Source organism: Pseudoclavibacter sp. AY1F1 (genome assembly GCF_002931075.1).
GTDB lineage: Bacteria > Actinomycetota > Actinomycetes > Actinomycetales > Microbacteriaceae > Pseudoclavibacter.
This window is the reverse complement of record NZ_PSTQ01000001.1, coordinates 370,846-393,676: the sequence shown is the minus strand read 5'-3', so window position 1 is coordinate 393,676 and position 22,831 is coordinate 370,846. Positions and strand designations below refer to the sequence as shown.

Below are 22,831 nucleotides of genomic sequence, written 5' to 3'. Positions count from 1 at the left end.
CGTCTTGCCAGAACCGCTCCGACGAAGTATCGCATCGGGGCGGTTCTGACGCGTGCGGGCTTCTGTCTCGTTGCTTTCGGAACAGATCCGACGGTCAGGTGTCACGGCTGGTGCGCTGCGAGGCGAGCGCTCGTCGCAACGTGACGGGTGAGGAGAATCCACTTTGCAGCGCGACCACTCGAGCTGGCAGTCCCGGCTGTTCTCGCATGAGAGCTTCGGCGTTCTCGACGCGTCGCTCGCGGAGGATCGCGGCTGCGCTCGCGCCACCCGCCTGGAGGCGACGCTCGAGGACTCTGCGGGTGAGGCCAGCCTCGCGGGCGATGCCGTCGACAGAGAAGCCCGGCACCTGGAACCGGTTCTCCACAATGAGTCTGACCAGCGCTAGCGTGTCGGTGTCGCGCAGGTTGGCGACATGCGTGGATTCGACGAGCAACGAGTGAGCCGCAGCGCGCAGCAACGACCGTAGTGAAGTTGCGGATTGGAGGTCTGCCACCGCCGGCGTTTTCGCGGCTGCAGTCAGAAGCCCGAGCACGCTCTCGCGCACCACCCCGCCGTCGGAGTGGTACCACCGGGTTTGCAGCGGCGCGAGTTCTGCAGCTGCGAAGGAGAAGATGACGCCGGCGATCTTCTCGTCGGCGTGGAGAACGACCGGTCCGGCCCCCGGTGGCACGATCGCGATCTGCGATGCTTCAAGACGGAGCTTTCGTTGATTCGAGGTCACTTCCAGCGCCCCTTGCTCGAGGAACAGTGCGAGCGCGCGCTCTCGGGCAGAGGTGCGCTCCCGCTTCCAGATCAGGTCGATCGGCGAGCTTTCGCCCCGCACGACCAGGTACCGGTCGAAGCGCAACAGCGATGCCTCGATCGTCGCGGTACCCGAGGGCGCACGCAGGTCGACCCCAGCCCTGAGTGTCTTGTCAATGCCAGGGGGCAGGGGGCCTCGAATTCTGAACTGCTGCGTCCGGTAGCCAGGGAAGGGGCTCCAGCCGCTGTCTTCGTTGTAGTGGGCACGAGCGACGCGCTCCATGGTTCCTCCAGATCGATTCGAACGATGTGTCCCAGCGGCGGCAGTGACGCCGGTTCGCGTTCACGCGGGAGTGATGGCGAGACGAGTCAGCAGCGATGCAGGCAACGGCAGGGCCCTGGCCGGCGTTCGGTCTGAACCGACAGAGTCGCGAGTCCGTGCTTCACGATTGAGAGAGAGGACTCCCGCGGAGCCACAGAGGGGGTCTGTAACTCCGCGAGAGCCCGGCCAAGCGGGGTGGTGCGCGGATCTCCCCCGAGACCCCCGCGCAGAGGCGGCTCCCCAGAACGCACCACCAACCGGCGCTTGTCAGCATGCCGCACGAATCGTCGGGTTCAGATATCGAGAGCCCTATTGACGCGAAATGAATGCAATCCGTCGCAAAAGGATTGCGTGCTTGTTCTCGTCATCCGCACCTCGCCGAACCCACGGGAAAATCGAGCGGAGCCGTCGCGAATACTCACGTGCCATTTCTTCCGCCGTTCTTTCTCTGAGCGCGCGCAGAGCGCGTGAAGTAGATACCGTTCGGATCGACGTCTGATTCTCGGCGCGCAATTCATAGAGCCACCTACAAGCACCTGGTCGGTATCCGCAGGAAGTTCCCGTTGGAATGCAGGGGCTCGCCAATGAAAGGAAACTCATGTCGGATTCTCTCGACAGCTCGAACCAGGCCGACGCGCCAGGATCGATGAAGCGACGCACGATCGTGGCCGGCGCTGCTTGGTCCATCCCCGTGATAGCCGCCGCGACCGCAGCCCCGATGGCAGCGGCGTCCCCACCGTGCCCGCAGTTTGCGTCGGCGGCGAGCTGGACGGCGAGCACAACCGGTCAGTTGCGAGTGCACCCCGATCCGACCTACAACAACCGCGTCGGCGGGACATACCTCGCGCTGCCCGAGAACAACGCGAACTCGTTCCTGTCCGTGCAGGACAGGAACGTTGCCGGTGGCACCACGACCGTGCAGTGGTCGACGGTGTTCGTCCCGGTCAGCGGGACGGCCTACACTTTCACGTTCGTCACCAACACGAACACTGCGCTGACCGACTCGCAGACCCTGAACATGCGGATCAACAGCACAACCCAGTGGGCGGGCATCACGAAGCCGACCGCCGGCGGCCCGACGAACAACCTCAGCGGCGTGCAGACCCACTCCTTCACCTGGACGGCCCCCAGTAACGCCGCGGTGACGTTCGCGATCGTCTTCCTCGTGCCGGGTGTGACCAACAACCCCAATCGCACGAACGACGACATTCGGATCGGACTGCCCCGCATTTCCGCGGCCGGCTGCCGCTCGTAGTCGCCCGACCAGCACCTCGGGAACCGAGAATGGGGGCCAAGACTGCTGCAGTCTTGGCCCCCTCTCTGGTCTCACAGATCCGGGATCTGCTCGAGCGCTCTGGCTGTTGACGCCAGGAGCTACGGAGTGGGGTAGTTCACGACGTTCGTGTTGTTGATGCTGGCCGGGTTCCTGATGAGCTCGACCGGCTGGCTGTTGACCGTCACGTATCGACGCGTCTGCCCAGTCTGGTTCGCGTAGTACGGCCCCGAGGACCGGAAGAAGAAGTCGACGGGGATGTTAGTCGTCGTCCCGGTCGCGGTTACGGTGCCGCTGTAGTTCGAGCGATAGACGCGGTACGTGACACCACCAACGACCGTCGTCGTGCCCGTGTTCGCGAGTGTGGACCACGCCGTGTTCGAGCCGGGAATCGGCGTGAACGTCACAGCCGGCCAACCCGTGGAGATGAGCACCTCGTAATAGATATTCGACAGCACGTCACCGGCCTGCGTGCCAGTGACCCGAAGGTACTGGCCCGGACTCTTCGCGTCGTACTGGAGCGCGCCGTTTGCGGTCTGGCCCTGCGTGGTCGGGTACCAGCCGAGCCCGAAGGCAGACTCGATTGCGAAGACCCGCGGCGGCGATGCCGCGAATGCTGGAGCGGCGGTGGTCATAGCGATGACCGGCACCGTCCATGCCGCCGTCTGCAGGACACGCCGACGCGTGGTGTCCCCAGGAGCGTCGTGGTTCTCAGAAGTGTTCTTTGTCAATGTGTGCTCTTCCTCTGTCGCTGATTTGGGATCGCGAATAGACCACGGCAGTCCACTTGAACGAGCCCGTGAGTGATTATCGGCAGACTGCCATCGGTCGGAGATCCCAGGTCATTACGGCATTGCATGTCGGCACGAACGCATGTTCTCTACCACCAAGCGTGGCCCTTCCGGACGAAGCCGCAACCCCTCCTGCAAGCTATCTCACGCCCCACCGGGCTTCAATCTCGGAGAAGAATCAGCGCTCATATTGAGAAGCACTGACCACGGGAGCGTGTCGCTATCTAATAACGACCGACTTTCCGGTTGGTCTTTGCCCTGCGTTGGAAACGTGATCGTCAGCGTTCAGTGCGCGCAATGCCAGGCTCTTCTTCCGAGATGTCTGGTCGAGCTTCGCTCTCACTATCCGAGAGCCCATCGAGGGCGCGACGCATGGCACGCACCGAGCCGAAACCGGCGGCCGCAGCGATGCGCTTCAGATTTTGGGTGTCGACGTCGCCGAATTCTCCCGGTGCCTCCAACAGGTCTCGCGCGAGCCGAGTTCGGACCCGTCGAAGCTGAGAGGCTGGCGTCAGGTTTGAGTCTTCGTACGCCCGATACAGACTCGCCGTGGAGACACCGAGATCTCGCGCGAGCCTGCCAGCATCGAACGTGACGTCGCTCGCTCGAGCTTCGATCTGCTGCGACGCACGCCGTAGCAACGATGGCGGAAGCCCACGACCAGCGCGGCCCATGTCTGTGGAGCCAGCGCCACGGCTTCGCTTGGCACGCACCGGGGCGTCGTCGGCGAGCACGCCGGCGAAGAGATGATCCAATCCCGCTCGGACGCGATGGAACCCGGCTCCGTCCACGGTTGTCAGAGAGTTCAACGCAGCGTGCGCCGCGCTGCTGAAGATCTCTTTGTGGGCATTCGAGGACCCGAAGAGCCCCGACCTCGGCAGGGGTGCGCGCCCCTCGGAATCTTGCAGGTCCGACCACTGCGACACGAAGAGCAAGCGAGCTGCTGGCTCCTGCGCGGTGATCCCCAGGGCCTCGCTGAACGACTGCACGTGCATTTGACCTGGGCCGAGCTCGACCTGGTCGGTTTCCGAGGTAACCGTCTGCGTCCCCTCGATACCCACCACAGCGTGGAACATGCAGTTGGATGCGTCACCGTCCGCGGTGTAGGAGAAAGCAGCCGGGGTGTGCCAGATCCTTCCGATCGCGAAGGTATCCGTCCGGATGAGGTCGGCGACCAACTGGAAGCGCGAACTCAGCGGCGCAACCGCCCAGCCGAGGGAGCCGATCCACTGGACTGCGGCGTCTCCGTTCAGGATGAGCTCCCGCGTGACCGCGCCTGTTGGGGGGACGAGACGGCTCGCATCGTGCACCTTTCACCTCCAGTGAGAAGTTCTGGCAAGCGTAAGTGTCGGAAAACGCAAGTTTCGGGTCCGATTGCGAGCGCTGACACGAAATCCGTCACCTGCGGGTCCGTTTTGCGTCACACGTGAGTCCGATGTGGCACAAAATGGCTGGTCAAGCGTTGCTGAACCAGTCCTTCTCGAATTGGTGCCAGTTTTTCTCACGTGCCAGATACACGATCCAACAATCCCAGAGTTCGCTTGACGAGGCTGCGATGCCGCAGGTATTGGGTTCAGCGCTTCGGCGACACCGACTAGCACATCGTGGAAGTGATCCTTGCCGTGCCGCCCGGTGGGCCGCCCTTGATGATCGCCACAGCCAGAGCCTCGAACGTTCGCCGCAGGGCGAGCCGAAGAGAGTGTCGCGATGTCTGACACAAGGAAGCCGACGTCCCGATGGTCGGACCCGGTGTGGACGAAGGCACGAGCTACCGCTTCGTCAACGTCGGTGACATGCCTGCGTTCGATGTCGTTAGTCTGGGTGAGGCGCGCGATGATCCGTTTTCGGACTCTCCTCCGAGTCACATCCAGAAGACACACATCGGCATGGTCCCGCCGGGCAAGTGCATCGATGTCACCGTGCAGGTGGCCGACAGCACCTGGGGCGAGCGACCAGCGGGAGCGAGCGAGGGATCTATGGGGTGGCCGCCAGTGGCGTCTCTCTTGACGCTTGTCTGGAACGACAATCGTGGCTGGAAACCAGACGGTGCCGAGGATGAGCCCCCACTTCCGTATGGCATCCCCGACGAGCCGCGCCACTGCTACCGGAAACTGATTGACGGATCCGATCAGTGATGGTGCTTACCGCGATGCTCACGCCGACAGCATGCCGAAAAGCAAAAATCCCCGCAGAAGTTATCCACAGGCCCCGCGAGCCGAACTTCCGAGGGCCACCGACGCCGCCCTAGACTGGTCCCCGCACACGGGTTCGCCCGTGTCCGCGGGAGTGGTGAAATTGGCAGACACGCAGGATTTAGGTTCCTGTGCTTTCGAGCGTGCGGGTTCAAGTCCCGCCTTCCGCACTGTTGTCCCTCCGGGACGTTTTTCTTCTAGGATGCTGACTGCCTCGCATCCGCAACTCCGGCGTCCGACGCTCCTCCGACTCGACAGACTGTCTGTTCCTGCTCACCCGACCAACGGGTACGGTTCCAGTATCAGTACTGCGAAGGAGCATCGACGATGACCGAGTTCAACGAAGCCGACCTGCAACAAAAGGCCAAAGACCACCTCTGGATGCACTTCTCGCGCCAGTCCGTCATGGAAGACGGCGCCGGTGTGCCGATCATCGTCAAGGGTGATGGTCACCACATCTGGGACTCGAAGGGCAACAAGTACTTCGACGGCCTCTCCGGCCTCTTCGTGGTCAACGCCGGCCACGGTCGCCAGCGTCTCGCCGAGACCGCCGCCAAGCAGGCCGCCGAGCTCGCGTTCTTCCCCATCTGGTCGTACGCGCACCCGAACGCCATCGAGCTCGCAGACCGCCTCGCCGACTACGCGCCAGGCGACCTCAACCGCGTCTTCTTCTCCACGGGCGGTGGCGAAGCCGTCGAAACGGCCTTCAAGCTCGCTAAGTACTACTGGAAGCTGCAGGGGCAGCCGACCAAGCACAAGGTCATCTCGCGCTCGGTCGCGTACCACGGCACCCCGCAGGGCGCCCTTGCCATCACGGGCATTCCCGCCATGAAGGCGATGTTCGAGCCCCTCACGCCCGGCGGCTTCCGTGTGCCGAACACCAACTTCTACCGCGCACCGGAACACGGCGACAACCTGGTCGAGTTCGGCTTGTGGGCCGCGAACCGCATCGAGGAGATGATCCTCTTCGAAGGCCCGGAGACGGTCGCGGCGGTGTTCCTCGAGCCGGTCCAGAACTCGGGCGGCTGCTTCACGCCTCCCCCCGGCTACTTCCAGCGGGTGCGCGAGATCTGCACGAAGTACGACGTGCTGCTCGTCGCCGACGAGGTCATCACGGGCTTCGGCCGTATCGGCGACATGTTCGCGTCGACGACCTACGACATCCAGCCCGACATGATCACGTGCGCCAAGGGCATGACCAGCGGCTACTCGCCGATCGGCGCGACCATCGTCAGCGACCGCATCTACGAGCCCTTCAAGCACGGACAGACGTCGTTCTCACACGGCTACACCTTCGGCGGCCACCCCGTTTCGGCAGCCGTCGCCCTCGAGAACCTCAACATCTTCGAGGAAGAGCGCCTCACGCAGAACGTCAAGGAGAACTCGCCGCACTTCCGCGCGGCCCTCGAGAAGCTCCTCGACATCCCCATCGTCGGCGATGTCCGCGGCGACGGCTATTTCTTCGGCATCGAGCTCGTGAAGGACAAGGACACCCGCGAGACGTTCAACGAAGAGGAGTCGGAGCGCCTGCTCCGCGGCTTCCTCTCAAAGGCGCTCTTCGACGCTGGCCTGTACTGCCGCGCCGACGACCGAGGGGACCCCGTCATCCAACTCGCGCCGCCGCTCACGATCGGCCAGGCCGAGTTCGACGAGATCGAGCAGACGCTACGCGGCGTGCTCACCGAGGCGAGCTCGCTCCTCTAGCGCTCGCACGCGCAAGAGCTGCCCCTCTGACCCGGATCACGTCCCGATCAGAGGGGCATCTCTTGCTTCGAGCCGCGGACGCAGGCGGGTGGCGCGAAGCGTCGGAGGCCGCGGCCGTTAGAGCCCGAGGGCCGCGCGGAGCTTCGGCCAGAGCGCGTCGAACGCGCGACGACGGTGGCTCGATGCGTCCTTCTCGGCGTCCGTGAGGTCTGCTGCTGAGCCCTCAGCGCCCTCCGGCTGGAAGATGGGGTCGTAGCCGAAGCCGTGGTCACCACTGCGCTGCTCCAGGATCCGGCCTGGCCAGACGCCAAGCACCGCTTCGGCCTGCTCTTCACCCGTCGAAGAGGCAGAGGCCGGCACGACAAGCGCCGCCGCCGCCACGAACTGCGCCGTGCGGTGCGGATGCGCGACGTCGCTCAACTGCCACAGAAGCAGCTCGAGGTTCTCGTTCGCGTCCTTCGCAGGCCCTGACCAGCGCGCGGAGAAGATGCCGGGCGAGCCCCCGAGCACATCCACCGAGATGCCGGAGTCGTCGGCGAGTGCCGGGAGCCCCGTGTGCTCGGCCGCGGCGCGCGCTTTCAGGAGCGCGTTGGCCTCGAAGCTGAGGCCCGTCTCGCGCGGCTCCGGTCCGTCGTAGGAGCCGAGCTCGATGCCGTCGAGCTGCGCACCGAGAACACGCCGCAGCTCGACGAGCTTGTGCGCATTGTGCGAGGCAAGGACAACCCGGACCGGCTCGCTCATGCCCCCAGCGCCTCGTTCTGCAGCTCGGTGAGCGTCGCAGTACCAGCGAGGGCGATGTCGAGGAGGCGGTCGAGCTCGTCGCGGTCGAACGGAGCTCCTTCCGCCGTGCCCTGCACCTCGATGAGCTTGCCATCGCCCGTCGCGACGACGTTCATGTCGGTGCCCGCGCGCACGTCCTCCACGTAGGCGAGGTCAAGCAGCGGGACGCCGTCGACGATGCCAACCGAGATCGCGGCGACCGAGCGCGTGAGCACGTTGGCCTTCGCAGGGACATGCTTGTTGGCCTTCGCCCACTCGATGGACTGCGCGAGCGCGACGTAGGCGCCCGTGATCGCTGCCGTACGCGTGCCACCGTCGGCCTGCAGCACGTCGCAGTCGATGACGATCGTGTTCTCACCGAGCGCGGACATGTCTACGGCGGCGCGGAGCGAACGCCCGACGAGGCGCGAGATCTCGTGCGTGCGGCCGCCGATCTTGCCCTTCACCGACTCGCGGCTGTTGCGGTCGTTCGTGGCACGCGGAAGCATCGCGTACTCGGCCGTGACCCAGCCCTTGCCCTGACCCTTCAGCCAGCGCGGAACGCCAGGCGTGAACGACGCGGTGCAGAGCACCTTCGTCTTCCCGAACGAAATGAGAGCGGAGCCTTCCGCCTGCTCGCTCCAGCCCTTCTCGATCGTCACGGGGCGAAGCTGGTCGTGGGTGCGGCCGTCTGCGCGTGCTTCGGTCATTGGTCCTCCAAGGGATCGGATGCGTTGCTGGAAATCTGTGAGCGTCGGCGAGCGGATGCGTCAGGCGCGACGCACGGACGGCGGCAGGTTGATGGCCTCCGTCATGAGGCGCTCGACGTGGCGCACGTCCGGGCCGAGGAAGCGGCCGGCAAGGTTCACGAAGGCTTCCGTGTTCTCACCCGTCGCACGATAGGAATACTGCGGGGAGCGCCCGCTCGAGTTCAGGAGGCCGTTGGAGGCGAGCACGCGGTACACATCCTGCGCCGTCTCGACGTCGCTCGACACGAGGCGGACGCCGGGCCCGAGCACGTAGCCGAGCACACCCTTCAGGAACGGGTAGTGCGTGCATCCGAGCACCACCGTGTCGACGCCAGCCGCCTTGATGGGTGCGAGGTACTCCTCGGCGTAGCGCACGAGCTCTGGGCTGGTCGTGTCGCCGCGCTCGACGTACTCCACGAACATCGGGCAGGCCTGCGAGAAGATCTCGAGGTGCGGGGCCGCCGCGAAGGCGTCGTCGTAGGCGCGCGAGGACACAGTCGCCTCGGTGCCGAGCACGCCGATGCGGTTGTTGTGGGTGGCGCTCACGGCTGCGCGAACTGCCGGCGCGATGACCTCGACGACGGGCACGTCGTACCGCTCGCGAGCATCCCGCAGCACGGCGGCCGACGCAGTGTTGCACGCGATCACAAGCATCTTGACGTCCTGCTCGACGAGTTCGTCAAGGATCGCGAGGGAGAGACGACGGACATCAGCGATCGGCTTGGGACCGTACGGCGTGTGCTCGGTGTCTCCGACGTACAGGAGCGACTCACCGGGCAGCTGCGCCCTGATCTCCCTCGCGACAGTGAGCCCGCCGACACCAGAGTCAAATATGCCGATCGGTGCCTCGCTCATGAGTGCCGAGTCTACTCCCAGGCACCTGCACGGGGTGGATGCGCACGCCGACATCCCGTGTGCGCACGGCAACGGGGCCTAGGCTGGGGCGGTGACTTTCGAACGCCCGTCTACCGGCTTCCTCACCGACCAGTACGAGTTCACGATGATCGATGCCGCGATTCACGCGGGCACCGCTGATCGTGACAGCGTCTTCGAGCTCTTCGGGAGACGGCTGCCGAGCGGGCGCCGCTACGGGGTCGTGGCGGGGGTGGGGCGTGCGCTCGAGCTGCTGCGGGACTTCCGCTTCGGCGATGCCGAGATCGAGCATCTCCGTGAGCACTCGATCGTCTCCGCCGAGACCCTCGACTGGCTCGCGGACTACCGCTTCTCCGGCACGATCCGCGGGTACCGCGAGGGCGAGATCTACTTCCCGGGCTCCCCCATCCTGGAGGTTCGGTCGAGCTTCGCCGAAGGGGTCATCCTGGAGACTCTGCTCCTCAGCATCTACAACTACGACTGCGCCGTCGCCTCGGCCGCAGCCCGCATGGTGTCGGTCGCCCGCGGGCGCCCGCTCGCGGAGATGGGATCCAGGCGCACGGGCGAACGCTCGGCCGTCGCCGCAGCTCGCGCCGCCTACATCGCCGGGTTCAAGGCCACGAGCAACCTCGAGGCCGGCCGCAGCTGGGGCGTCCCCACGATGGGCACCGCGGCGCACTCGTTCACGCTCCTCCACGACTCCGAACGCGAGGCGTTTGCCTCACAGGTCGCGTCGCTCGGCGCGGGAACCACGCTGCTCGTCGACACCTACGACGTGCGCGAGGGTGTTCGACTCGCGGTCGAGGTGGCCGGGCGCGAGCTCGGCGGCGTCCGCCTCGACTCGGGCGACCTCCCCACCCTCGTCGCCGAGGTCCGCGCCCAGCTCGACGAACTCGGCAACACTGAAACGAACATCACGGTCACCAACGACCTCGACGAGTTCGCGATCGCAGGCCTCGGAGCGAGCCCCGTCGACTCCTTCGGCGTGGGCACAAGCGTCGTGACCGGCTCCGGTGCCGTCGCATCCGGCATGGTCTACAAACTTGTGGCCCGTCGCGGCGAGGATGGCGAGTGGGTCTCCGTCGCGAAGCGCTCGGCAGGCAAGGCGAGCGTCGGCGGCGAGAAGTTCCCGGTGCGTCGCCGCGACGAGCACGGCGTCGCCGAGGCCGAAGTCGTCGGCATCGGCGCTCCCCCCGCAACAGAGAAGAGCGACCGCTCGCTGCTCGTCGACCTTGTCGTCGACGGCGTCATCAACGCAGAGTTCACCGGTGAGCATGGCGTGCAGAGCGCCCGCGAACACCACCGCACCGCTATCGACGAGCTACCGACCAGCGCCCTCCGACTGCACGCAGGCGAAGCCGCTCTTCCCACGGTGTTCGTCGAGAAGGACGGCCGCGAAACCGTCTGGGTCTAACTCGGCTGCGGCGCGCAATTCAGCGCTGTCAACGCAGAACGGCCGCGAACCCGAATCGGGCTCGCGGCCGTTCTGTGTCCAGGACCGAGCCCGGGCGCGAAGTGCCTGAGGAAGTCTCAGCCCTTCATCTTGTCGTAGACGGCCTTGCAGTTCGGGCAGACCGGGAAACGATCGGGATTGCTGTTCGGCAGCCACTTCTTGCCGCACAGCGCGCGCACGGCCTTGCCCGTGACCGCCGACTCGAGGATCTTCTCCTTGCGCACGTAGTGCGAGAACTTGTCGTGATCGCCCGGGTCGTCGGTCTGTTCCTCGTTGAGGAGCTTCTCGAGCTCGCGGTCGAGGATCGCCGTGCCGCCGCCGATCTCGTCTGGCCCGCCTGGGCCCGTTGGGGTGCTGGAGAACGTCATGCCGAACATCTTAGAACGCAAACCGAAGACGCCACCGGATGCTGGACCCGATGGCGCCTCTGTCGGCGGTTCTCGCGAGTGCTAGGCGCTCTGCGCGAAGGCCATGATCTCGCTGGAGCGTCGCTCGAACTGCCGAGCTCCGGCCCACAGGCCCACGAGCAGCACGATGAAGCCGACGACGATGCCCCAGCCGAGGGCCACGAAGTTCCACCACGACTCGCCGCCATTCAGCGCGACGAGGCCCGCGTAGACGGCGGGACCCATGAGCAGGATCGCGATGAAGCCCGTCGTGGGGTGCCAGAAAACGCCGGACCCCCAGGAGCGAACCGGCTGACTGAAGGGCGAATCGCCAGGCCGCGCCACCGGGTACGGGTGGAGCACGCTGCCGATGCTGGAGAAGCCCGTCGCAGAGAACAGCAGGCCAAGCGAGAGGCCGGTCAGCGCGAGGATCGTTCCCCAGTCGCCGACGATCAGCCACGTCACAACCGCGCCGAGGAGCACCACAACCGACCCGAAGACGAGCGTCGGCAGGGCCCGACCGAAGCGGTCAGAGAGGCCCGACATGCCGCTGGTCACGTGCATCCAGACAGCGGAGCCGTCGAAGGCGAGGTCGTTGTGCAGTGTCCACCCGATGAAGAACGCAAGCAAAGGCAACGGCAGCAGTGCCAGGTGCCTCGGCTCGACACCGACAACCGCCAGCGGGATGAGCGCCAGCAGCGGGATCAGGATGATCGAGACGTTGACGACGACGTAGCGCGGGTCGCGCATCCAGTACGTGACCGTGCGGGCCGCGACGACAAGCGCTGGCGACCTGCCGAACGTTCCGAAGCCGCCGAGATCGACGAGCTCAGTCTCGTCACCGCCGAGTGCCGCCGAAGCTACACGCCCGGCGACAACCTGCCAGAGCACAAGCAAGACGACAAGCGTCGCCGCGCCGATGCCAAGTTGCGTCAAAGCGAGCTGCAAGTCCCCCTCCGTTGCGCTGGCCGCAGCCGCCCACGGCGCAGCGATCGGCGAGAGCGAGAGCACTTCGAGCGCGGTGCTGACAGCTTCGTGCTCCCCCAGCTGCCAGTCGACCGCAACCGCGACGAACACGAGCGGGGAAGCGAGCAGGAGCAGCACCAGCACCAGGGCAGCCCGTGCGTCGCTGACGAGCCTCCTGGCCCTCAGGTCCTCCCCCACGAGACCAGCGAGACGCGAGAGCACGATGAGCGTCGCGAAAATCAGCGCCGCCGCAATCACCCCCACGAGCAGCCCGGACCCGTCGCCGGCCCACAAGAGGAGCCCCACGAGCAGGATGAGGGTGAGCGCGAACGACGGCACGCTGATGAACGAGGTGCTGAGCGCGAGCCACGCCGAGCGTCGAGGCGAGAAACCCATCACGGCAAGCGACCGCGGGTCGATCGCGGCGATCGGGGTCACGAAGACGCTGATGAGCCCGGTCGCGACCGTCGCGAGCGAGCCCACAATGATCGCCCCCTCGCGCTTCGCCTCGATGTCCGAATCGAGCATCGATAGGACGGCGAGCACAGCAAACACCGCAATGAGGATCGAGAACAGCAACGTGCCGATCCACGGTCCGCGATGCTGCGAGTCGCGTCGCGCCCCGTTGCGGATCGACTGCAATTTCAGTTGAAGGAGATGTCCAGCCAATCCAGCCCCTCCATCTGTGGCGTGCCGCGAACGAGGTCGCGGAAGCGTTCTTCAAGCGTGATGCTGCCGCGCACGTCGCTGACAGTGCCGGAGGCGAGGAGCTCGCCACGCACGATCACGGCGACGTGGTCGCAGACGCGCTGCACGAGGTCCATGCTGTGGCTCGAAAGCAGCACGGTTCCTCCGCGCTGCACATACTCGAGAAGGATGTCGATGAGCTGGCCCGCCGACACGGGGTCGATCGTGTCGAATGGCTCGTCCAGCACGAGCAACTCAGGCGAGTGGATGAGCGCGGCAGCCAGCGAGATCTTCTTCGTCATGCCCGCCGAGTAGTCGACAACAAGACGGTTCGCCGCGGACTCCAGCTCGAAGGCGTGCACAAGCGACTCTGTGCGGGATCGGGAGTCAGCCGGCGAGAGCCCACGAAGGAGGCCCGAGTAGTAGAGGAGCTGTCCGCCAGTGAGCTGATCGAACAGGCGCAAACGGTCGGGAAGGATGCCGATGTGCGGGTGCGCCGCTTTCGGGTTCTTCCAGACATCGAGGCCGAGCACCTCGACGGTGCCGCTCGTCGGCTTGAGCAGCCCAGTCGCCATCGATAAGGTCGTCGTCTTGCCTGCACCGTTCGGTCCCACGATGCCCGTGAACGACCCGCGGCGCACCTCAAAGGTGACGTCGTTGACCGCAACATCGGCACCGAAGCGCTTCGTGAGGCCCGTGACCGACAGCACTGTGTCGCCGAGCTCGCGATCGGGGGCCTCCGTCACGCGCGTGACCGGGGTCATCGTTGAGAGACCCTCAGCCGTAGCGGCGCCCAGCACCGGGTTTCGGACCGCGGCTGGGAGGCCAGACTCCTGCGCCGCAGCCTCCTCCTCCTCCGCGAGGGACGAGACGGTCACGGTGTCGTCGACGACGATCGCCTCGACCATGATCGGCTGGGGACGACTCGCGTCGCCCTCCGGTACGTCGGGGCTGGCAGCACTCTCGTTCACATCGTCGGCAGCGCCATCGCCGACGTCTGAGCTCTTCGAAGACATCACTCAACCGTACCAACGATCCGGCCTGCCGCGCCGACGGGCACGCTCCAAGCTCTCCCCAGGCGTGTCCTCATACACTGCTCGCGTCGCCCACTGCGAAGCCGAGGGCGACGCCATCACGAGGAGGTCCAGTGTCCGATTCCAGTACGCAGCGCTACGACGAGGCAGCAGACGCGACGACCTACGCTCCCCTCCCCCCGCGCGACCAGCAGCACAACGCAGCGGCGGGCGAGCAAGACAAGATCTGGCTCGACCGCCTCATGGCGATCCAGCGCCCGATCGTGGTGCGGCAGATCCGCATCCTCCGAGGCAAGTACCCGGATGCGACCCCAAGTGAGCTCATCAAGAAGATCGAGCAGCAGTACCTCAACGCGACCACCGTGAGCGGTGGAGCGGCCGGCGCCGCCGCCATGGTTCCCGGTGTAGGAACCGCGGCTTCACTTGCCGTAACCGGCGTCGAGACCGCCGGCTTCCTCGAGATGACCTCGCTCTTCGGGCAGGCCGTCGCCGAGATCCACGGTCTCCCAATCTCCGACCCCGTCCGCGCGCGGACGCTCATCCAGTCGCTCATGCTCGGCAAGGCGAGCAAAAACCTGATCCAGCAGTTCGCCGGTCAGGCCTTCGGGAAAGGCCCAACGAAGCAAGTGTTCTGGGGTGAGATCGTCACCAAGAGCCTGCCGCGCGCCATGGTCGGCGAACTGTCCGGTCGCATCCAGTCGATGTTCCTCAAGCGATTCGTCGTGCGGCAGTCGGCAAGCACCGTCGGACGGCTCGTCCCGTTCGGCATCGGCGCCGTCATCGGCGGGGCAGGCAACCGGATGCTCAGCCACGAAGTCGTGCGCACGTCACGCGAAGCGTTCGGCGTCGCGCCAGCCAGCTTCCCCATCGAGCTGCACCCGAAGTACGCGGCCCCGAAGAGCGACGGCGGAGACGAACACAAGGCGCTCACGCGGGGGCCGTTTTCATTCTTCCGCGTCCCTCTCGCCCTCACCCGCGGGAAAGACAAGAAACAGGACACCTCCGAGTAGGTCCCCTTCCTCCGCGTCCCACTCGCCCTCACCCGCGGGAAAGACAAGAAACAGGACACCGGATTCGGCGAAGATTCCTAGGCGGCCGCGTCGAGCGAGACTTCGACCTCGATGACCTCGCCCTGGCGAACCACCGTCAGCGTCGCATCCTCCCCGGCCTCGTAGACACGCACGTGCGCGATGAGGTCGTTGGCGTTCGACACCGGGATGGTCCCGATGTAGGTCACGATGTCGCCACGGCGCAGACCCGCGAGGGAGGCGGCGCCGTTCTCTACGACGCTATCGACGTAAGCACCCACGATGCTCTGACTGCTCGTCGCGACAGTCGCGGCGTTACGGACCGTCGCGCCGAGCGCGCCGTGCGTCGGCGTCTGCCCTTCGGCGAGCTGCGCCGCGATCTGCACTGCGTAATTGGCGGGAATCGCGAAGCCGAGTCCGATGCTGCCGCTCGAGGCCGCCTGACCCTGGCCACCCGACTTCGTGCCCGCGATGGCCACGTTGATGCCGATGACCTCACCCTTCGCGTTGAGCATCGCCCCACCGGAGTTGCCAGGGTTGATGGCCGCATCCGTCTGGACGACCGGCAGCTGGACGATGCTCTTTCCGGGGTCCGTTGTCGAGCTGAGCGGCGAGTCCGTCGCAGCGTTCTCGTCGACCGTCGGCGGGACGGCCGCTGACGCGATCTCGATGCTGCGGTTCACGGCCGAGACAACACCGGTCGTGGCAGTCCCTGCAAGCCCGAGCGGCGCGCCGAGCACGATGGTCGACTGCCCGACGATCAGCTGGTCGGAGTCGGCGAACGTCGCGGGCTGCAAGCCGTTTGCGCTTGTCAACCTGAGCACAGCCACGTCGGCGAGCACGTCGAGACCCACGCGGCTCGTCGCGAAGACCCGCCCGTCGCTGGTCGTCGCCGTGATCTGCGCATCCGAGACCGTGCCGTCGAGGGTGACGACGTGCGCGTTGGTGATGACAAGCCCATCACCCGAGTACACAACCGCTGACCCGGTCTCTGTGCGGGTCGGGGTGGACACGGTGAGCGTGACGACGCTGGCCGCCGCCGAGGCGATGGCCGCGCTCGCCTCGCCCGGGAGCGGAGCTGTCGGCTCGCTTGGCGAACCAAGCGGCTGCGTCAGCCGCTGAGCGTCCGTGTTGGGCTCTCCGATGACGTTGGCGGTGATGAACGCACCGCTGAGTCCGCCGATAACCGCCGCGACGACGGCGACACCCGCGACGACGAGGAGGCCGGTACGTCGCGTGACTACCGGTGCGTCGTCGTGGATGGAGTGCAGGTGCGCCCCCGCCCGATGGCGACCCTGCTCCTCCACCGGCGCACCATTCACGTGCGCCTGTGCGCTGTTCGCGTCGGCGCCCGCAGCGGGTGGTGAGTCGAGCATGTGGATCCTGACGTTCGCTCGATGCGTCGAGGCGCATCCGTGGCGTCAGTCTAGGGAGCGGACGGAGTGAACGCTCTGGTTTCGTCGGCACGTCGCGGTTCGAGATTCGATCGTGACTCGGCCGGTGACAGACTGGATGCATGCGCAGAGACGGACCGTGGCTTCGGGCAGCCCAAGGGGCTGGCCTTCTCTCCTCAAGTGGTGAGCTGCAAGGCACGGTGTTCGGCGAGATGAGCGAGCTCGCACGCGCAACCGGCGCAGTGAACCTCGGGCAGGGTTTCCCCGACTATTCGGGGCCGAAGGAGCTGCTCGAAGAGGCGGTCGACGCCATCTCCCGGGGCGAGAACCAGTACCCGCCGCCCAGGGGCACTGCTGACCTCCGTTCGGCGATCGCCGAGCACCAGCTCCGCTTCCGCGGTGTCACACTCGATCCCGACCGGGAGGTGCTGGTCACCGTCGGCGCGACCGAAGCTCTGGCAGCGACAGTGCTCGGCCTCGTCGAACCGGGTGAGGACATCGTTGTCCTCGAACCCCACTACGACGCGTACGGTGCTCTCGCCCACCTGGCGGATGCACGGCTCGTGACGGTCCCGCTCCGATGGCCGACATTCAGGCCCGACCACGACGAGCTCAGGAGGGCGGTCACCGACCGCACCAGACTCATCATCGTCAACACGCCACACAACCCCACGGGGGCGGTCCTCCCCCGCGAAACGCTGGAGCTTGTTGTCGAGCTCGCGGCCCGCCACGACGCGATCATCGTCACCGACGAGGTCTACGAACACCTCGCCTTCGACGGCGAGCACATCGCGATCGCCAGCCTGCCCGGCGCCGCCTCGCGCACGCTCAGCATCGGCTCCGCAGGGAAGACCTTCAGCGTGACCGGCTGGAAAGTGGGGTGGGTGACGGGACCCGCGGCCCTGATCGAGGCAGTCCTCGCCGTCAAGCAGTACCTGAGCTACGTCGGCAGCGGACCGTTTCAGCCCGCCGTCGCCGTCGGCTTGCGTCTGCCAGCCGCACGATACCAAGAGGAACGTGACCGACTGCGGGCCAAGCGGGACCTCCTGGTCACAGCGCTGCGCAGCCGCGGCCTCGAGACCGCGACCCCGGCGGCTGGCTACTTCGCGATCGCCGACGCCGCGAGCATCGGCTACACGGACGCGACCGAGCTGTGCCGGCGGCTCCCCCGCGAGATCGGGGTCGTCGGCATCCCAGTCGCCGCCCTCTGCACGCCGGAGAGACAGGGCGACTACCGCTCCCTCGTGCGCTTCGCCTTCTGCAAGAGCGACGCCGTGCTCGAGGAAGGCATGCGCAGGCTCGACAGGCTCGGCGAACTCAGCCGCTAGCTGCGCTGACTCACGAGGTCGGCACGACCCGGTAGCGACGCAGCTCAAGCGCAGGGTTCTGCTTCCGCACGGCGTCGAGCACATCGAGTGAGACCCAGGCGATGGAGACCCCTGCGTCGATGCCGCCCCCCGCGAGGGTCACCCCCCGAGGGTCGATGACCGAGCTGTGGCCGACGCCGACGGGCGCCGGGTGGTCTGCGGCCGCGAAGTAGACGGTGTTCTCGATCGCGCGCGCCGCGAGCAGGGTTGTCCAGTGGTGCTCTTTGAGCGGTCCGCGCACCCACTCGGCCGGGATGGCAACGAGTTCGGCCCCCGCATCCACGAGCCTCCGCGAGACCTCGGGGAACCGCAGGTCATAGCAGGTCTGCAGTCCGATCCGCACGCCATCGACCACAAAGGTCTGTGGCGCGGAGGTAGCGCCTGCAACGACCCAGTCGCTCTCCTTGGCCCCGAACGCATCGTAGAGGTGCACCTTCCGGTACTCGGCCACGACCTCGCCACTGGCGTCGACGGCCACGAGCGTGTTCGCGAAGCGCTCCGGGTCTTCGGACGTCGCCACGAGCCCGGCGACGATCGCGACTCCGTGCTCGACGGCGAGCGAGCGCATGAGCGACACGAACGCTCCGTCGAGGCCCTGCGCATTCCGCACGAGTTCCGGGCCGAGGTCAGGCAGGAAGAAGCTCGCGTATTCGGGAACGACGACGAGCTTGGCCCCGCGTCGAGCCGCGATGTCGACGTATTCGCGGAGCAGTCGCTCGTTCTCCTTGACATCCCCGCCCGGCGCGTACTGAGCGACGGCGACTGCGAGCTGCGGGCGCTTCTTCGCCTCGTCGCGAGTGCCGGCGGTCGCATCGCGGGGGGCTGGCGCATCGATTGGCATGACGCGAGCCTACGGCGAGCAGGGCGGCGAGGGGAACTCTTCACCAAGGTGTCATTCGCGACGCACCGGCCCCAGCTTGTCTGGGCGCACCGTCCCGAGTACCTTCATTCTGCGAGCGGTGCGCTCGCAGTCACGAGGAGTCGCCCAATGCCTACTTACGCCGTGCTCTTGAAATACGAGGTCGTCTCGGCGCTCGTCATCGAAGCCGAATCCGAAGACGAAGCGGCGAAGATCGCCAACGAGTACGAGACCGAGGCACACGACGCCGTCGAGGACACCGACGACGTCCGCGTCTCCTCCCGCTTGTGGGGTGACGGCACCCTTGAGGTGCAGACCGCCGCAGACGACGAGGCCGCCGAGGACCTCCTCGACGAGTGGATCGACGAGATCGAGAGCGAACTCGAAGAAGACGACGACGATCTCGACGAGGTCGAGGCTGAGCTCGACCCAGAGGGCGACGACGAGGTCGACGACTTCGACATCACCTCGGACGACGAAGACTCCGCAGCCCAGAAGGCCTAGCCTCAGCTGCACACACGAGGGGCCGGATGCATCGCATCCGGCCCCTCGTGTTCGTCCGGTGGGGTGCTTCGCGGCCAGCCGCTGTCCAACTTCAGTGCAATTTTCGCCCCATGGCGCCGAAAACGCGGTGTTCGGCACGTTCCTGCACTGATGTTGGACAGCCAGCCCGGACTACACGCGGGCGATCGCGGAGATGTCCTCTTCGAACTCACGCTCGACCTCGGAGGAGACCGTGGTGCGAGTGGATGCGATAGCAGCGAGGAAATCGTCGGTGGTTGGCCCGAGCGGGACCACGTCTCCCGAGTTTCTCGCCGCGACTGCACGCTCGAGGGCGACCTGCGAGGCGCGGCGCGCGGCGAACTCGATGTCCGCCGGCGAGTATCCGCTTGTCTGGTCGACCAGCGCGGGAACGTCGACGGAGTCGCTGACCGACTCGGGCACGTAGCGCTCCCAGATCGCCCGACGCGCGGCGGTGTCCGGCAGCCCGATGGGGATGACGTAGTCGAAGCGGCCGTGGCGCAGGAACGCCTGGTCGAGGGCGCGGATGAAATTCGTGGCGCAGATAAGCAGGCGTCCCGGCTTCTCCCGGAACGCCGGGATGATCTTCAGGAGTTCGTTCGTGACGCCCTGCGTAGGCGACGGCGGCTCTCCACCTCGGTGCGACGCGATCTCCTCAACCTCGTCGATGAACACGACGGCGTGCTCAAGCGACTCGACCTGCTCGAAGGTTTCACGAAGCTCACCGGCGAGCCCGCGCGGCGACGCGGAGAGGCGCGACGGGAAGACCTCGACAAACGGCCAGCCGAGGCGAGAGGCGATGCCCTTCGCGAAGGTCGTCTTGCCCGTGCCAGGAGGGCCGAAGAGCACGATCGCGCGTGGCGGTACGACGCCGTACTCCTCCGCGAGGTCCGGGTCGCTGAGCGGCAGCACGAGGCGCCGCTCGAGCACGTCCTTCTCGTGCTGCATGCCGCCGATCGCGTCCCAGCGGTCCGAGGGCAGAATACGTCCGCCGAGCTCCCGCAGCGCGACCATCTCCTGCTGCTTGACGCGGATCTCCCGCTCGAAGTAGCGCAGGTGCCGCTTGTCAGCGAAGCCAGCCTTCGTGAGCGCGCCGACCTGCGTCTGCTCGTCCGGCACGAGGATCGTGAGCTTCTGGAGGCCGTGCTGGGCCATGCGCTGCTCGAGAGAGGCGAGCAGCGCCCCGCCGATCCCGCGCCTGCGCCATTCGTCATCCGTCGCGAAGAACACGATCCAGCCCTGGTCGTGGGCCGCTCGAGCCACAGCGACACCGACGATCTTCTCCCCCGCGACGGCGACGACGGCGGTGTCCTTTCGCGTCGACGCGATGACCTCGCTGAGTCCGTACACGGGCTCGGTTCCGGAGCTGCGGTGCTGCTCCCAGAGGCGGAGCAGAGCATCCATGTCCGTCGGCTGGAAATCTCGAATGCGCCAGGTGCTCATCGTCGTGCCTCCATTTGTGCTCCCGCGAGCGCGGCGAGTGCGCGGCGGTTGGCTTCTGGTGCGCCGATGGTGATGCGGATGCCTTCGCCGGGGAATGCCCGTGCGAGCACGCCGGCCTCGGTGAGCGCCGCGTCGACGCGCTGGGTGTCGTCGCCGAGCCGGAGCCAGACGAAGTTGGCCTGCGAGTCTTTGACGTCCCAGCCTTGCGCTCGGAGTTCTGCCGTGACGTGGGCGCGTTCGCTGACGATGTCGTCGATTCGGGTGGCGAGCTCGGCTTCGGCGTCGAGTGAGGCGACGGCGGCGGTCTGGGCGAGGGCGGAGACGGCGAAGGGGACGGCGACCTTGCGGAGGTTCGCGGCGACGTCTGCCTGGGCGACGGCGTAGCCAATGCGCAGGCCTGCGAGGCCGTAGGCCTTAGAGAAGGTGTGCAGGACGGCGACGTTGGGGAACTCGCGGTACAGGTCGATGCCGATGGCGGTGTCCGCGTGCCTGTTGAAGTGCTCGTAGGCCTCGTCGATGACGACCAGCACGTCGTCTGGGACGCGACCCAGGAATGCGCGCACCTCGGCGTGGGTCAGGGTCGCGCCAGTTGGATTGTTGGGGTTGCAGACGAAGATGATGGCGGTTTGGTCGGTGATGGCGTCGGCCATTGCGTCGAGGTCGTGGCGCTCGTCGGCGGTGAGGGGCACCTGCACGGGGGTGGCGCCTGCTCCGATCGCGATGATCGGGTACGCCTCGAAGCTGCGCCAGGCGAACATGACCTCGTCGCCCTCCCCGGCGCTCGCCTGCACGAGCTGCGTCGCGACTTCCACGGAGCCCGCACCGAAGACGATGTTCTCCGGCTCGACACCCTGCAGCTCCGCGATGCGCGCGGTGAGCTCGGGGGCGGCCATCGACGGGTAGAGGTGGATGCGCTCGAGCTCGGCAGCGACCGCCTCCCGCACCGAGGCGAGTGGCGGGAAGGGGTTCTCGTTGGAGGAGAGCTTCACGACGTCGCTGGTGCTGGGCATGGCGCCCTGCTTGTACGCGGGGATGCGCTCGAGGGCACTGCGCTGCTTGACCATGCTCCGAGCGTACAGAGAATCCGAAGCTTGGAGAGCGCGCCGTGACCTCTCGCGTCGTAGCGTTGGGGCATGTGCGGTCGCTACGTCACCCCAGCTGTTGAGCATGTCGAGGCGCTCTTCGATATCGAGGCGCTCGGCGCCGATCTGCCTGAGCCCTCCTACAACACCCCGCCGACGGATCCGGTGCCCGTTGTCGTGGAGCCGGAGCCGAAGGGCGGAGGGGATGCGGTGCGCCGCATCGAGCGCGCGAGGTGGGGCCTGCTTCCCCCGTTCGCGAAGAATCCGAGCTTCTCCTCGAAGGCGTTCAACGCGCGCATCGAGACGGTGCTGGAGAAGCCGACGTTCCGGGGGCCGGTGAAGCAACGGCGCGCGATCGTGCCTGCTGTCGGCTATTACGAGTGGCGCAAGACGGCGGATGGCACGAAGGCGGGTTCGAAGACGCCGTTCTTCATCCGCCCGGAACGGGACGTTGACCTCATCGCGTTTGCTGGCCTGTACTCGTGGTGGGCTGACCCGATGAAGCCTGCCGACGACCCGTCCAGGTGGGTGCTGTCGACGACGATCCTCACGCGGGGGTCCACGGGTGAACTGGCGGGCATCCACGACCGTATGCCCCTCATGCTGCCGCGAGCGCTGTGGGACCAGTGGCTGGACCAGTCGGTGGTCGGCACGCAGGGGCTGCTCGACGAGGCGAGCCAGGCGGGGGTCGAGTTCGCCTCGACGCTGGTCATGCACGAGGTCGGGCCCGAAGTTGGTCGGGTGTCGAGCACGGGGGCGCAGCTCATGGCGCCTGTCGGCGCTGCGAGCTCGTGAGCTGCTTGGCTCCGCTCGTCACACCCTCACCCTCTGACTGAGACTTGCGGTTGCCACTGTCGGTGGTGCGATTTACGCTTGGTTCACGTTCGAATACAGATTCGATTACGTGAAGGAGGAGCCATGCCAACCGTCATCGACGACACCATCGATGTCGCCTTCAGCCCGGACGGGCAGCCGGTCTCCTTCGTGTGGCAGCGCTTCCTCTATACCGTCACGGGCCAGCCCCAGGCGTACTTCCGCAGGCTCCCGCCGTGGTGGCACGGAGGCTCCCCCTCCAAGCGCATCGATCAGGAGCTCTGGCGCGTCACCGCCGTTCGCGACGGCTCACCCGAGCAGCACAACGAGCACCTCTACGACCTGTGCCACGCCTCAGACGGCTGGCAGCTGTCCCTGAGCTGGGAGTGAGCA

Annotated in this window: 22 protein-coding genes and 1 tRNA gene; 10 read left to right on the top strand and 13 right to left on the bottom strand. The window is 66.5% G+C overall.

What is annotated here, in order from left to right:
- Positions 1 to 94: 94 nt before the first annotated feature.
- On the bottom strand, positions 95 to 1,024 hold the full coding sequence (locus tag C5B85_RS01825) for a helix-turn-helix domain-containing protein (RefSeq protein WP_104284347.1): 930 nt from the start codon (positions 1,022 to 1,024) through the stop codon (positions 95 to 97).
- 637 nt (positions 1,025 to 1,661) lie between these two features.
- Here C5B85_RS01825 and C5B85_RS01820 point away from each other — a divergent pair.
- Positions 1,662 to 2,318, top strand: coding sequence for a hypothetical protein (locus tag C5B85_RS01820; RefSeq protein WP_104284346.1), 657 nt, complete (start codon positions 1,662 to 1,664; stop codon positions 2,316 to 2,318).
- A 119-nt stretch (positions 2,319 to 2,437) separates the two neighbouring features.
- Here C5B85_RS01820 and C5B85_RS01815 read toward each other — a convergent pair whose 3' ends face one another.
- Both C5B85_RS01815 and C5B85_RS01810 read right to left on the bottom strand, forming a co-directional pair.
- The gene (locus C5B85_RS01815; RefSeq protein WP_104284345.1) at positions 2,438 to 3,067 is read right to left on the bottom strand and encodes a hypothetical protein; all 630 of its coding nucleotides are present in this window, start codon (positions 3,065 to 3,067) and stop codon (positions 2,438 to 2,440) included.
- 338 nt (positions 3,068 to 3,405) lie between these two features.
- A complete protein-coding gene (locus tag C5B85_RS01810) occupies positions 3,406 to 4,437 on the bottom strand; it encodes a helix-turn-helix domain-containing protein (protein ID WP_104284344.1) in 1,032 nt (343 codons plus the stop codon).
- Positions 4,438 to 4,878: 441 nt separating this feature from the next.
- Between C5B85_RS01810 and C5B85_RS01805 the strand changes: the two genes are divergently transcribed.
- The 3 genes from C5B85_RS01805 to C5B85_RS01795 all read left to right on the top strand — a co-directional run bounded on the left by C5B85_RS01805 (position 4,879) and on the right by C5B85_RS01795 (position 7,023).
- Positions 4,879 to 5,262, top strand: coding sequence for a hypothetical protein (locus C5B85_RS01805; protein ID WP_146077807.1), 384 nt, complete (start codon positions 4,879 to 4,881; stop codon positions 5,260 to 5,262).
- Between the two features lie 145 nt (positions 5,263 to 5,407).
- Positions 5,408 to 5,489, top strand: a tRNA-Leu gene (locus tag C5B85_RS01800).
- A gap of 157 nt (positions 5,490 to 5,646) precedes the next feature.
- The gene (locus C5B85_RS01795; RefSeq protein ID WP_104284342.1) at positions 5,647 to 7,023 is read left to right on the top strand and encodes an aspartate aminotransferase family protein; all 1,377 of its coding nucleotides are present in this window, start codon (positions 5,647 to 5,649) and stop codon (positions 7,021 to 7,023) included.
- Between the two features lie 117 nt (positions 7,024 to 7,140).
- On the opposite strand, the gene C5B85_RS01790 is transcribed toward C5B85_RS01795, so the two are convergent.
- From C5B85_RS01790 to murI, 3 genes are read right to left on the bottom strand one after another with little or no spacing between them, the layout of a single operon-like run.
- Positions 7,141 to 7,764 (bottom strand): non-canonical purine NTP pyrophosphatase, encoded by a 624-nt coding sequence (locus C5B85_RS01790; protein ID WP_104284341.1) that lies wholly within the window; start codon positions 7,762 to 7,764, stop codon positions 7,141 to 7,143.
- Positions 7,761 to 8,492 carry a ribonuclease PH gene (gene rph, locus C5B85_RS01785; protein ID WP_104284340.1) on the bottom strand — a complete coding sequence of 244 codons (732 nt, stop codon included), beginning with the start codon at positions 8,490 to 8,492 and terminating at the stop codon, positions 7,761 to 7,763. The genes C5B85_RS01790 and rph overlap by 4 nt, the downstream gene beginning before the upstream one ends.
- A 60-nt stretch (positions 8,493 to 8,552) precedes the next feature.
- Entirely contained in the window at positions 8,553 to 9,386 is an 834-nt protein-coding gene (gene murI / locus C5B85_RS01780; protein WP_104284339.1) for a glutamate racemase, read from the bottom strand.
- 91 nt (positions 9,387 to 9,477) lie between these two features.
- Between murI and C5B85_RS01775 the strand changes: the two genes are divergently transcribed.
- The gene (locus C5B85_RS01775) at positions 9,478 to 10,818 is read left to right on the top strand and encodes a nicotinate phosphoribosyltransferase (RefSeq protein ID WP_258070540.1); all 1,341 of its coding nucleotides are present in this window, start codon (positions 9,478 to 9,480) and stop codon (positions 10,816 to 10,818) included.
- A gap of 116 nt (positions 10,819 to 10,934) precedes the next feature.
- Here the strand turns inward: C5B85_RS01775 and C5B85_RS01770 are convergent, their stop codons facing one another.
- The 3 genes from C5B85_RS01770 to C5B85_RS01760 all read right to left on the bottom strand — a co-directional run bounded on the left by C5B85_RS01770 (position 10,935) and on the right by C5B85_RS01760 (position 13,912).
- Complete coding sequence (locus tag C5B85_RS01770) at positions 10,935 to 11,225, bottom strand: DUF3039 domain-containing protein (protein WP_104284768.1); 291 nt, start codon at positions 11,223 to 11,225, stop codon at positions 10,935 to 10,937.
- A gap of 81 nt (positions 11,226 to 11,306) precedes the next feature.
- Entirely contained in the window at positions 11,307 to 12,878 is a 1,572-nt protein-coding gene (locus C5B85_RS01765) for a hypothetical protein (RefSeq protein WP_146077806.1), read from the bottom strand.
- Positions 12,854 to 13,912 (bottom strand): ABC transporter ATP-binding protein, encoded by a 1,059-nt coding sequence (locus tag C5B85_RS01760; protein WP_308471322.1) that lies wholly within the window; start codon positions 13,910 to 13,912, stop codon positions 12,854 to 12,856. The genes C5B85_RS01765 and C5B85_RS01760 overlap by 25 nt, the downstream gene beginning before the upstream one ends.
- 131 nt (positions 13,913 to 14,043) lie before the next feature.
- Between C5B85_RS01760 and C5B85_RS01755 the strand changes: the two genes are divergently transcribed.
- A complete protein-coding gene (locus C5B85_RS01755) occupies positions 14,044 to 14,940 on the top strand; it encodes a hypothetical protein (RefSeq protein ID WP_104284337.1) in 897 nt (298 codons plus the stop codon).
- A 77-nt stretch (positions 14,941 to 15,017) separates the two neighbouring features.
- Here the strand turns inward: C5B85_RS01755 and C5B85_RS01750 are convergent, their stop codons facing one another.
- On the bottom strand, positions 15,018 to 16,334 hold the full coding sequence (locus C5B85_RS01750; protein ID WP_104284336.1) for a S1C family serine protease: 1,317 nt from the start codon (positions 16,332 to 16,334) through the stop codon (positions 15,018 to 15,020).
- 140 nt (positions 16,335 to 16,474) lie between these two features.
- Between C5B85_RS01750 and C5B85_RS01745 the strand changes: the two genes are divergently transcribed.
- A complete protein-coding gene (locus C5B85_RS01745) occupies positions 16,475 to 17,680 on the top strand; it encodes an aminotransferase class I/II-fold pyridoxal phosphate-dependent enzyme (protein ID WP_104284335.1) in 1,206 nt (401 codons plus the stop codon).
- Positions 17,681 to 17,690: 10 nt separating this feature from the next.
- Here C5B85_RS01745 and C5B85_RS01740 read toward each other — a convergent pair whose 3' ends face one another.
- The gene (locus C5B85_RS01740; RefSeq protein ID WP_104284334.1) at positions 17,691 to 18,560 is read right to left on the bottom strand and encodes a carbon-nitrogen hydrolase family protein; all 870 of its coding nucleotides are present in this window, start codon (positions 18,558 to 18,560) and stop codon (positions 17,691 to 17,693) included.
- 147 nt (positions 18,561 to 18,707) lie between these two features.
- Here C5B85_RS01740 and C5B85_RS01735 point away from each other — a divergent pair, with 147 nt between their 5' ends.
- Positions 18,708 to 19,082: a hypothetical protein gene (locus C5B85_RS01735; protein ID WP_104284333.1), complete on the top strand. Its 375-nt coding sequence runs from the start codon at positions 18,708 to 18,710 to the stop codon at positions 19,080 to 19,082.
- Positions 19,083 to 19,253: 171 nt separating this feature from the next.
- Here the strand turns inward: C5B85_RS01735 and C5B85_RS01730 are convergent, their stop codons facing one another.
- Together C5B85_RS01730 and hisC are read right to left on the bottom strand one after the other, a co-directional pair.
- Positions 19,254 to 20,543, bottom strand: a complete 1,290-nt coding sequence (locus C5B85_RS01730; protein ID WP_104284332.1) for an ATP-binding protein — start codon at positions 20,541 to 20,543, stop codon at positions 19,254 to 19,256.
- Positions 20,540 to 21,607, bottom strand: a complete 1,068-nt coding sequence (hisC, locus tag C5B85_RS01725) for a histidinol-phosphate transaminase (RefSeq protein WP_104284331.1) — start codon at positions 21,605 to 21,607, stop codon at positions 20,540 to 20,542. Before hisC ends, C5B85_RS01730 begins: the two co-directional genes overlap by 4 nt.
- A gap of 69 nt (positions 21,608 to 21,676) precedes the next feature.
- Between hisC and C5B85_RS01720 the strand changes: the two genes are divergently transcribed.
- Complete coding sequence (locus C5B85_RS01720) at positions 21,677 to 22,420, top strand: SOS response-associated peptidase (protein ID WP_104284330.1); 744 nt, start codon at positions 21,677 to 21,679, stop codon at positions 22,418 to 22,420.
- 123 nt (positions 22,421 to 22,543) lie between these two features.
- Positions 22,544 to 22,828, top strand: a complete 285-nt coding sequence (locus tag C5B85_RS01715; protein WP_104284329.1) for a hypothetical protein — start codon at positions 22,544 to 22,546, stop codon at positions 22,826 to 22,828.
- The last annotated feature ends 3 nt before the right edge of the window (positions 22,829 to 22,831 follow it).

What these genes read in the sequence shown, in the direction of transcription:
- C5B85_RS01745 (WP_104284335.1), top strand. Translation starts at nt 16,475, where the DNA reads ATGCGCAGAGACGGACCGTGGCTTCGGGCAGCCCAAGGGGCTGGCCTT.
- hisC (WP_104284331.1), bottom strand. Translation starts at nt 21,607, where the DNA reads ATGGTCAAGCAGCGCAGTGCCCTCGAGCGCATCCCCGCGTACAAGCAG.
- C5B85_RS01740 (WP_104284334.1), bottom strand. Translation starts at nt 18,560, where the DNA reads ATGCCAATCGATGCGCCAGCCCCCCGCGATGCGACCGCCGGCACTCGC.
- C5B85_RS01770 (WP_104284768.1), bottom strand. Translation starts at nt 11,225, where the DNA reads ATGACGTTCTCCAGCACCCCAACGGGCCCAGGCGGGCCAGACGAGATC.
- C5B85_RS01760 (WP_308471322.1), bottom strand. Translation starts at nt 13,912, where the DNA reads ATGTCTTCGAAGAGCTCAGACGTCGGCGATGGCGCTGCCGACGATGTG.
- rph (WP_104284340.1), bottom strand. Translation starts at nt 8,492, where the DNA reads ATGACCGAAGCACGCGCAGACGGCCGCACCCACGACCAGCTTCGCCCC.
- murI (WP_104284339.1), bottom strand. Translation starts at nt 9,386, where the DNA reads ATGAGCGAGGCACCGATCGGCATATTTGACTCTGGTGTCGGCGGGCTC.
- C5B85_RS01730 (WP_104284332.1), bottom strand. Translation starts at nt 20,543, where the DNA reads ATGAGCACCTGGCGCATTCGAGATTTCCAGCCGACGGACATGGATGCT.
- C5B85_RS01795 (WP_104284342.1), top strand. Translation starts at nt 5,647, where the DNA reads ATGACCGAGTTCAACGAAGCCGACCTGCAACAAAAGGCCAAAGACCAC.
- C5B85_RS01735 (WP_104284333.1), top strand. Translation starts at nt 18,708, where the DNA reads ATGCCTACTTACGCCGTGCTCTTGAAATACGAGGTCGTCTCGGCGCTC.
- C5B85_RS01750 (WP_104284336.1), bottom strand. Translation starts at nt 16,334, where the DNA reads ATGCTCGACTCACCACCCGCTGCGGGCGCCGACGCGAACAGCGCACAG.
- C5B85_RS01720 (WP_104284330.1), top strand. Translation starts at nt 21,677, where the DNA reads ATGTGCGGTCGCTACGTCACCCCAGCTGTTGAGCATGTCGAGGCGCTC.
- C5B85_RS01790 (WP_104284341.1), bottom strand. Translation starts at nt 7,764, where the DNA reads ATGAGCGAGCCGGTCCGGGTTGTCCTTGCCTCGCACAATGCGCACAAG.
- C5B85_RS01825 (WP_104284347.1), bottom strand. Translation starts at nt 1,024, where the DNA reads ATGGAGCGCGTCGCTCGTGCCCACTACAACGAAGACAGCGGCTGGAGC.
- C5B85_RS01715 (WP_104284329.1), top strand. Translation starts at nt 22,544, where the DNA reads ATGCCAACCGTCATCGACGACACCATCGATGTCGCCTTCAGCCCGGAC.
- C5B85_RS01820 (WP_104284346.1), top strand. Translation starts at nt 1,662, where the DNA reads ATGTCGGATTCTCTCGACAGCTCGAACCAGGCCGACGCGCCAGGATCG.